Annotated in this window: 12 protein-coding genes (1 of these 12 only partly in view); 2 read left to right on the top strand and 10 right to left on the bottom strand. The window is 37.2% G+C overall.

The genetic code is table 11. The features are described from left to right. Positions 1-189, top strand: the 3' end of a protein-coding gene (gene pdaB, locus AB1284_RS23460) for a polysaccharide deacetylase family sporulation protein PdaB (protein ID WP_429752806.1). 576 nt of this gene lie to the left of the window's left edge; the window shows 189 of its 765 coding nt (coding positions 577-765); the start codon falls outside the window, past its left edge; the stop codon is at positions 187-189. A gap of 59 nt (positions 190-248) precedes the next feature. Here pdaB and AB1284_RS23455 read toward each other — a convergent pair whose 3' ends face one another. Then, positions 249-851, bottom strand: a complete 603-nt coding sequence (locus AB1284_RS23455; RefSeq protein WP_429752807.1) for a KinB-signaling pathway activation protein — start codon at positions 849-851, stop codon at positions 249-251. 137 nt (positions 852-988) lie between these two features. Between AB1284_RS23455 and gerD the strand changes: the two genes are divergently transcribed. Further along, a complete protein-coding gene (gene gerD / locus AB1284_RS23450; RefSeq protein ID WP_429752808.1) occupies positions 989-1,597 on the top strand; it encodes a spore germination lipoprotein GerD in 609 nt (202 codons plus the stop codon). A 15-nt stretch (positions 1,598-1,612) separates the two neighbouring features. Here the strand turns inward: gerD and AB1284_RS23445 are convergent, their stop codons facing one another. The 9 genes from AB1284_RS23445 to AB1284_RS23405 all read right to left on the bottom strand — a co-directional run bounded on the left by AB1284_RS23445 (position 1,613) and on the right by AB1284_RS23405 (position 8,444). Next, complete coding sequence (locus AB1284_RS23445) at positions 1,613-2,674, bottom strand: P-loop NTPase (protein WP_429752809.1); 1,062 nt, start codon at positions 2,672-2,674, stop codon at positions 1,613-1,615. Between the two features lie 150 nt (positions 2,675-2,824). After that, positions 2,825-3,538 (bottom strand): N-acetylmuramoyl-L-alanine amidase CwlD, encoded by a 714-nt coding sequence (cwlD, locus tag AB1284_RS23440; RefSeq protein ID WP_336484582.1) that lies wholly within the window; start codon positions 3,536-3,538, stop codon positions 2,825-2,827. Between the two features lie 66 nt (positions 3,539-3,604). Next, positions 3,605-4,033: a DUF2521 family protein gene (locus AB1284_RS23435; RefSeq protein WP_429752810.1), complete on the bottom strand. Its 429-nt coding sequence runs from the start codon at positions 4,031-4,033 to the stop codon at positions 3,605-3,607. A gap of 164 nt (positions 4,034-4,197) precedes the next feature. Then, positions 4,198-4,590, bottom strand: a complete 393-nt coding sequence (gene rpsI / locus AB1284_RS23430) for a 30S ribosomal protein S9 (RefSeq protein ID WP_020063209.1) — start codon at positions 4,588-4,590, stop codon at positions 4,198-4,200. Between the two features lie 21 nt (positions 4,591-4,611). Next, a complete protein-coding gene (gene rplM, locus AB1284_RS23425) occupies positions 4,612-5,049 on the bottom strand; it encodes a 50S ribosomal protein L13 (RefSeq protein WP_035434682.1) in 438 nt (145 codons plus the stop codon). Between the two features lie 155 nt (positions 5,050-5,204). After that, positions 5,205-5,948: a tRNA pseudouridine(38-40) synthase TruA gene (gene truA, locus AB1284_RS23420; RefSeq protein WP_429752811.1), complete on the bottom strand. Its 744-nt coding sequence runs from the start codon at positions 5,946-5,948 to the stop codon at positions 5,205-5,207. A gap of 14 nt (positions 5,949-5,962) precedes the next feature. Continuing rightward, complete coding sequence (locus AB1284_RS23415; protein ID WP_429752812.1) at positions 5,963-6,757, bottom strand: energy-coupling factor transporter transmembrane component T family protein; 795 nt, start codon at positions 6,755-6,757, stop codon at positions 5,963-5,965. Further along, on the bottom strand, positions 6,745-7,626 hold the full coding sequence (locus AB1284_RS23410; protein WP_429752813.1) for an energy-coupling factor ABC transporter ATP-binding protein: 882 nt from the start codon (positions 7,624-7,626) through the stop codon (positions 6,745-6,747). Before AB1284_RS23410 ends, AB1284_RS23415 begins: the two co-directional genes overlap by 13 nt. Then, the gene (locus tag AB1284_RS23405) at positions 7,602-8,444 is read right to left on the bottom strand and encodes an energy-coupling factor ABC transporter ATP-binding protein (protein WP_429752814.1); all 843 of its coding nucleotides are present in this window, start codon (positions 8,442-8,444) and stop codon (positions 7,602-7,604) included. Before AB1284_RS23405 ends, AB1284_RS23410 begins: the two co-directional genes overlap by 25 nt. Positions 8,445-8,520: the final 76 nt, after the last annotated feature.

Genomic DNA, 8,520 nt, shown 5'->3' with positions numbered 1-8,520 from the left:
ATTGTTACCACCGTTTCAAAAAATCTACGCGAAGGAGATATCATTCTACTTCACGCTTCTGACTCAGCACTACAGACAAATCAAGCATTACCAATGCTGCTTCAAAAATTAAAAACGGATGGATTGGAAAACATCCCTGTCTCTCAACTCATCTCTAATACAAAAGCTAAAAGCAAAGACATAGATTGAGCTTGCACCTACTGTCCGCTAATAGCAGGATAAAACAAAAGCTGATTCCAATATAGGAATCAGCTTTTTTGTCCTATTAAACGATGTAACATTAGGACCTGATATGCATTGCACAGCAACAGCGGAACAACCATTAAGTATAACCAATTTGTATCATTGATCCGCAGTGCTGGAACCCATTCAATAACAGTCACAACAATCATAAAGAACAGGGCCGGGACAAAAGCTTTCTTATTCGTTTCTTTACTTTTTATGTAGGCGACAATTGCCCCAAATACAAACAGAGCCCCAGCAACAAAAATATTCGCACCAAGTGATGCATTCCCATTTGCAATCAATACAGAGCGCAAGTATACAAAATCAAATAATACAAATGCAATTAAGAAAATTTGTATTGCATTCCAAAGAGATGGGGAGCGGAACATCCCTAGTCCAAATCGATGAATTGTTAAATACGCAAAGAAACCCATTTGACTAATGACACTAAAAATAAACCCTACCCCAAGCAACCAAAAAGAAACTATTAAAATTTCTTTTCCGTCGAAATTTTGAAAAAATTTATTGTACTTGTCCCACTCTAATAGAAAACCGATAAAAATTGTACTGCTTCCCCCAAGAATCAACGTCGTCCAAAAAAGTCGTACCCATTTTCGGCTATTCACATACATATCCCCCAATATATATATATTTCTAATTAAATTGTAACAATGTCATTTTTAAAAAGCTAGCCATCAATATGTATAAATTCCTTCAAGATATTTATATTAAAAAGAGAAATATGTGAAAGGAGCCCCCGCTGATGAAACGGAATCTGCTCATTTTGGTCTCTTTCATCCTTTTTATCGGAATAGTTGCATGTGCACCACAAAAAGAAGCAAAATCCCAATTAGACTATGATCAAACGAAAAAAATGATTATTGATATTTTAAAAACGGATCAGGGCAAAAAAGCAATCCAAGATGTACTAACCGATGAAAAAATGAAACAAGCTCTTATTTTAGATGAATCTGTAGTAAAAAAAACGATCGAAGATACTATGGTATCAGACAAAGGGCAACAATTTTGGGAAAAAGCATTTAAAGATCCTGAGTTCGCCGCTAAATTTGCAAAAAGCATTGAGAAAGAGCAAACAAATTTAATGAAAACATTATTAAAAGATCCTGAGTATCAAGCAGGTGTTATAGAAATCATGAAAAATCCAGAAGTTGGGAAAATCATGATGCAAACAATGAAAAGTAAAGAGTATCGTCAATATTTACAGCAAGTCATAACCGAAACTGCCGAAAGCCCACTATTTCAAACAAAAATGATTGATATTATTAGTAAAGGTGTTGAAAAGGCTCAGAAAAGTGGCGGTGAGCAGAAAAAAGAAGGCGGAGCAAGCGAAGGAAAAAAAGCACAAAAATAACCCTCGTACTGAGGGTTATTTTTGTTCAATCGCTGCTCTCTCAATTACTTGCTTAGCAATTTGTTTATAAATTACTCCAACTCGATGCTCCTCATCGTATACAGATGGAGCAAATTCTTCTGTATTCCAATCTGGCTGCTGGAGAGGGATTTGTCCAAGTACTACTGTGCGAAGTTCTTCTGCTAGCTTTTCTCCTCCACCTTTTCCAAAAACATATTCTTTTTCACCAGTTGCTTTACTTTCGAAATAAGACATATTTTCCACAACACCAATAATCTCATGCTCTGTTCGAAGTGCCATTGCACCAGCTCTAGCTGCTACAAAGGCTGCTGTTGGATGAGGCGTTGTCACAATGATTTCCTTACAAGATGGAAGCATAGAATGTACATCCAATGCTACATCACCTGTACCAGGAGGTAAGTCCAATACTAAGTAATCTAAATCACCCCACTCTACTTCTGTGAAGAAATGATTTAACATTTTCCCAAGCATTGGTCCTCTCCAAATAACAGGCGCATTGTCTTCTACGAAAAAGCCCATAGAAATAACTTTCACACCTAAACGCTCCACCGGGATAATTTTATCACCTCGTACAATAGGACGTTTTTCAATTCCCATCATATCCGGTACACTAAATCCATATATATCAGCATCAACGATTCCAACTTTCTTCCCTAATCTAGCAAGAGAAATCGCTAAATTTACAGAAACCGTCGATTTTCCAACGCCTCCTTTTCCACTTGCTACTGCTAGGAAAGTTGTTTTTGAATGCGGTGATAACAAAGATTCACCCTGCTCTTCTTGTGGAGCAAATTGTAATTGTTCTTCTTCCGTAAATTCTGTAAAACGTAGACCAACTGTTGCTGCTCCTAATTCTTTCACTAATTTCACAATTGCCCCTTGCAACTGCATTTGTTCCGCTGTTCCTGTTTTCACAATCGCAATTTTAATACTCACATGTTCTTTCTCCGATTTCACAGTGACTTCTTTAATAGCATTTGTTTCTTTTAATGTTTTATTTAGAAAAGGATCTACAATCCCTTCAAGTGCTTCCACTACTTGTTCTTTCGTTATCATAATCTGTCCCGCCCCCTGTACAAAAATAAGATGAAATAATTCAAACTAAGTTCTTACGAGCATGTAATAGCTCAGCTGAACGAAATAAATGCGTTTTCATTGTAAGTATAGCATATTTTCGGAAAACTCCGTTACAAAGAAGAACCCTCCTTAATCGGGAGGGTTTCCTTTCTCAGTAAAATATCGCAGGACCCCGCGATAAATAGCAGCAGCAACTTTTTGCTGATATTTCTCTGAGTTTAATAAATATCTTTCATTTACATTAGATAAAAAGCCAGCTTCAACTAACGCACCAGGTGTTTTTGCATGCTTTAATAAATACACATGAGAAATTGTCTTTGCAGAACGTTTCGTATTTTCGAGACTTGTTCGTAGTTCAGCTTGAATAAATTTTGCTGCCCGCTCATTTTCTACTAAAGAACGATAATAAAATGTTTGTGCCCCTTTCGAATCGCCACTTGGGAGGGCATTCAAATGCACACTGACAAAAAAGTCAATATCAGACTTATTAATGATATCAACACGTTTTTTTAAATCCTCCGCTTTGCGGCGACTATATCCCTTTGTACTTTTGTCTGCTAAATCATAATCTCCATTGCGCGTTAAAATAACGAGCGCTCCTTGTTCTTGTAAATAATCTCGTACTTTTTTTGTAATTTCCAATGTAATATCTTTTTCAACAATATCTTCTCCGCCAACCGCCCCTCCATCCGGGCCACCATGACCAGCATCTAGCACAATAATTTTTCCAGACAAAGGCAAATTCCAAGCTCTCCATGATTTTGTAATTTGAAAATCCTGCTTCGCCAAGAAAAAGAGTACAACCGCCGCTAACATAAAAGAAATAATTCGAATTCTTTTCATACCTTTCCCCCTCTAGCTAGTCCCTCTACTTACTTATATGGGACAAGAGGAAAGTTTATGATTTTCTTAATGCAGCTTCATGCGATATCTTTTCTCACCCTTTTCATATCCTTGTTGCCACCAAGCACTAATAAAGTGCTGACATAATGTATATAAGTGATCATCTTCGTTTTCTTCTAAAGTATGCAAAGGAACGCTTGTTAAAAAATGAAATAGCATTTCTGTTAATTGAACTTCCTCATGAGACGATCTATTTTTCACATCTAAAAGTGATTCTCCATAATAGCCAAACTTACTATACCTGGCTCCTAATAAATAAGATTCAATACCTAACTCTATACAATAATCTTCATAATGACGATGAAATGTATCCATACAAAAGCAATCCCGAATATTTTCTCTGAGTTTTTGTAATGATAATTCACGCAGTATGTTACGTTCATACTTCAGCTGCTTTTCTCTTTGTTTTTCTTTCAGGCTCACAATAACATTCATAGTACTTAAAACCTCCCTATGTACGTATTAGTCTAAACTTCTCAGTAGGAAGCATACACAAGAAGATAGCACTAAAATATTCCAAAGAAGGAGATGCTAACAGAAGATGTTTAAGAACATAAAAAAACCCCAGCCAAAAGGCTGAGGTTTGAAGTTCGCAAAAATTAACGTTTTGAGAACTGAGGTGCACGACGAGCACCTTTAAGACCGTATTTTTTACGCTCTTTCATACGTGCGTCACGAGTTAATAGACCTGCACGTTTTAATGTTAAACGGTATTCTGGATCAGCTTTTAATAAAGCGCGAGAAATACCGTGACGGATAGCACCAGCTTGACCAGTGTATCCACCGCCATGTACGTTTACAAGTACATCGTAGTTACCTAAAGTTTCTGTTGCAACTAGAGGTTGTTTCACTACTTCACGTAATGCAGCAAATGGGATATAGTTTTCAAAATCACGACCGTTAATGATAACGCGTCCTTCGCCTGGAACTAGGCGTACGCGTGCTACTGAACTCTTACGACGTCCAGTACCATTGTATTGTACCTGTGCCAAAGTAAGCCCTCCTTTAATTAATTATCCGCGAAGTTCGTAAACTTCTGGTTTTTGTGCTTGGTGTGGATGCTCAGATCCAGCATACACATTTAATTTTTTAGACATTTGACGTCCTAAACGTCCTTTTGGAAGCATGCCTTTAATAGCAAGCTCTAACATTTGTACAGGGTAGTTTGTACGCATTTCTAGAGCTGTTCTTTGCTTAAGTCCACCTGGGTGGTTAGTGTGACGGTAGTAAATTTTATCGTTTAATTTATTACCTGTTAAGTGAATTTTCTCTGCGTTAATAATAATTACATGATCACCAGTGTCAACGTGTGGTGTAAATGTTGGTTTGTTTTTACCACGTAAAATGGATGCTACTTCACTAGAAAGACGACCTAAAGTTTGACCTTCAGCGTCAATCACATACCATTTACGCTCAACTTCGTTAGCTTTTGCCATAAAAGTCGTACGCATTTGTTTCCCTCCTACTCGTTATCTTTTCCATAGAAAAAATCTATTGTTTATCTTAAACACGATTTCCTTCCGGGGCTAATCGTGGTTTTAGAAACAATACCATATGTTATGATATCCTTTTGAGTTTCTAATGTCAAGCAAATGTTACACCAGGATTAGTTGTTATAGTTTACCTCCCATAAATAAAGGCCTTGCCCGGGTACCATCTTCCCTGCAAAACGACGATCTTGTTTTTTTAAAATATCAGGAATACTTTCAGGAGAAATTTTTCCTTGACCAACGCTAAGCAGCGTACCGACAATAATTCGAACCATGTTATACAAAAAACCATTTCCAACAAAGCGAAAGACTAGCTCATCACCTTGTTCTATTAAATCTATTTCATAAATTGTTCGCACTTTATCCTTTTTATCAGTTTTTGCCGAACAAAATGAAGTAAAATCATGCGTTCCAATAAAATAAGGAATCGCTTTTCGAATGGATTCTATTTGTAATGCATATGGATATTGATATACATAATGTCTACGAAATACATCTGCTTTTTTAGATAACAATACACGATAGCGATATTCTTTTTTTACAACACCGTATCGTGCATGAAAGTCTAAAGTTTTTTTCTCGGCCTGCTGCACAACAATATCATCTGGAAGCATTGTATTTAGAGCAGCCATCCATTGCTCTCCTGTTAATGATAACGGTGTATCAAAATGAATGACTTGCCCTTTGGCATGGACAGTGGAATCTGTTCTTCCTGACGCTTGTACACGAACAGGCTCTCCTTTATGCACCTTTTGCAAGGCTTTCTCTATTTCTTGTTGAACAGTACGGTGATTCGGTTGAATTTGGTATCCACAAAAATTCATTCCATCATACGCGACCGTGCATTTTATTCTTTGCATATTCATACTCTCCATTACGATCGAACTAAAATTAAAATACAAGCTAAACCACATAGACTCAAGAGTGTTAATGTATCAAGCCATTTCCATTCTAATTGCCGGAATTTCGTACGGTATCCATTACTTTGATAACCTCGTGCTTCCATAGCAATCGCTAAGTCCTCTGCACGTTTAAACGCACTAATAAATAGTGGTACAAGTAACGAGATAATCGCTTTCAACCTATCTTTTATTGGACCACCTGCAAAGTCTATACCACGAGAAGCTTGTGCTTTCATAATTTTACTCGTTTCATCCATCAAAGTCGGAATAAAGCGCAACGAAATAGACATCATAAGTGCAATTTCATGAACAGGGACTTTTAAACGTTTTAAAGGATGCAATAGTGTCTCCATGCCATCTGTAATTTCAATTGGTGTTGTTGTTAACGTTAAGAGAGTGGTCATTAAAATAATGACCAAAAAACGAATGGAAATATAAATTCCCTGCTCCAACCCTTTTTCATATATAGAAAACCATCCAAATTGAACGAGTACAGCACCTTCTTTTGTTGTAAAAATATGCAGAAAGAATGTGAATAAAAAAATCCATAAAATAGGCTTTAATCCAGACAGAATATAACGAATCGGCACTTTTGCAAAAAACAAAGCAATGAGTGCATACAAAAATAGCAAGCCATATGAAATTGCATTATTTGCTAAAAATACAACAAATACATATAAAAAAACAATTAACAGTTTTGCACGAGGATCCAGTCTATGAATAGCAGATTCTCCCGGAATATATCTTCCGATAATCAGCTGCTGCATAATGAATCCCCACCTTTTCTAAACAGTTGTATGACTTCATCTGCTAAATCTTCTAAAGACAAGGTGGCTTTCGGTATAGAAATGCCAAATTTCTCTTCAATTTCCCGCTTATACTTCAGCGACATCGGAAGAGACACACCAATTTGTTCAAGTTCGTCTGCATGCGTAAAGACTTCCTCTGATGTTCCTTGCAAAAAGACCGTTCCTTTATGCATGACAACAATGCTTTCTGCATATTTTGCAGCATCCTCCATATTATGTGTCACAAGAATCACCGTAAGGTCTTTTTGCTGGTGAAGATGATAAAACATCTCCATAAGCTCATTCTGGCCCTTTGGATCAAGTCCTGCCGTTGGTTCATCTAATACTAATACCTCAGGCTCCATCGCTAATACACCGGCTATAGCAACACGTCTCATTTGTCCTCCGCTTAATTCAAACGGAGATCGTTCTAATAGTTCTTCTGATAGCCCCACCAATCGAATAGCATCTTTTGCCTTTTGTTTCGCTTCATACTCAGACACACCAAAATTTAAAGGACCAAAACAGATATCTTTTTCCACTGTTTCTTCAAATAACTGATGCTCTGGAAATTGAAAAACAACCCCAACTTTTTTTCGAAGAGGTTTTAATTTTTTTACTTTCTTTTGAGAAGATATTGTATACTCTCCAATGCGAACAGTTCCACTCGTTGGTTGTAATAAACCATTTAAATGTTGGATCATCGTTGACTTACCCGAACCCGTATGACCGATAATCGCATAATATCCACCACTAGGAAACGCAATATCTATGTCGTAAAGTGCTCGTTTTTCAAATGGGGTTTTATATTGATAACGATGCTCTACTTTTTGGAATGTAATCTCCAAAGTTCGTTCACCAAACTTTCCATTGTAAGATGCATTGATTGTAAAGGAATTTCATTGCTTTTCAACAATTCTGCCATTTTCACAGAAAATGGTACGTCTAAACCGATTTCTTTCAGCATTTTCGGTGATCGAAAAATATGCTCAGGCGCTCCTTCTTCTAATATTTCTCCACGATTTAAAATAATAATACGATCCGACTGCGCTGCTTCCTCTAAATCGTGAGTAATTGAAAGAACTGTAACCCCTTTCGTACGAACAAGATCTCTTACTGTTTCTACCACTTCTCTACGACCTTGTGGGTCAAGCATAGATGTTGCTTCATCTAATACTAAAATAGACGGCTGAAGTGCCAATACGCCCGCAATTGCAACGCGTTGCTTTTGCCCACCTGATAAATAATGAGGTTCTTCATTTTGAAACTCTTCCATTCGAACGAGCTCCAAAGCGTGCTTCATACGCTCTATCATCAGTTCCCTGGGCATTCCTATATTTTCAAGTCCAAAGACAACGTCATCCTGTACAGTTGTTCCAACAAATTGATTATCTGGATTTTGAAAGACCATTCCAATCTGTTTCCGAATATCCCATACAGTTTCTTCAGATAAAACAAGAGTTTCATTTACAGTAATTGTTCCTGCTGACGGTAAGAACAAGCCATTTAATAACTTTGCAAGCGTGGATTTTCCTGACCCGTTTTGCCCAATAACAGATACCCATTCTCCTTCATATAAAGAGAATGAAACGTCACGCAGGGCGTAAGAAGCAGCTTGAGGATATTGAAATGATATGTTCTCAGCACGAAGCTTCTCTTTTTTCACTCGTGGGCACCCTCTTCCATTATTCAGCCAAATAAAATAAAACTTCCATCAGTGTTTTTTCATCCCGCACTGATGG

It is taken from the genome of Bacillus sp. S2(2024) (assembly GCF_050474045.1).
GTDB classification, from domain to species: domain Bacteria; phylum Bacillota; class Bacilli; order Bacillales; family Bacillaceae_G; genus Bacillus_A; species Bacillus_A yunxiaonensis.
This window is presented reverse-complemented; position numbering and strand designations above follow the sequence as displayed.

Bases quoted from the DNA above. Each gene is read 5' to 3' on its own strand.
- gerD (WP_429752808.1), top strand. From the start codon at position 989: ATGAAACGGAATCTGCTCATTTTGGTCTCTTTCATCCTTTTTATCGGA.
- AB1284_RS23435 (WP_429752810.1), bottom strand. From the start codon at position 4,033: ATGAATGTTATTGTGAGCCTGAAAGAAAAACAAAGAGAAAAGCAGCTG.
- AB1284_RS23415 (WP_429752812.1), bottom strand. From the start codon at position 6,757: ATGCAGCAGCTGATTATCGGAAGATATATTCCGGGAGAATCTGCTATT.
- AB1284_RS23445 (WP_429752809.1), bottom strand. From the start codon at position 2,674: ATGATAACGAAAGAACAAGTAGTGGAAGCACTTGAAGGGATTGTAGAT.
- cwlD (WP_336484582.1), bottom strand. From the start codon at position 3,538: ATGAAAAGAATTCGAATTATTTCTTTTATGTTAGCGGCGGTTGTACTC.
- rplM (WP_035434682.1), bottom strand. From the start codon at position 5,049: ATGCGTACGACTTTTATGGCAAAAGCTAACGAAGTTGAGCGTAAATGG.
- truA (WP_429752811.1), bottom strand. From the start codon at position 5,948: ATGCAAAGAATAAAATGCACGGTCGCGTATGATGGAATGAATTTTTGT.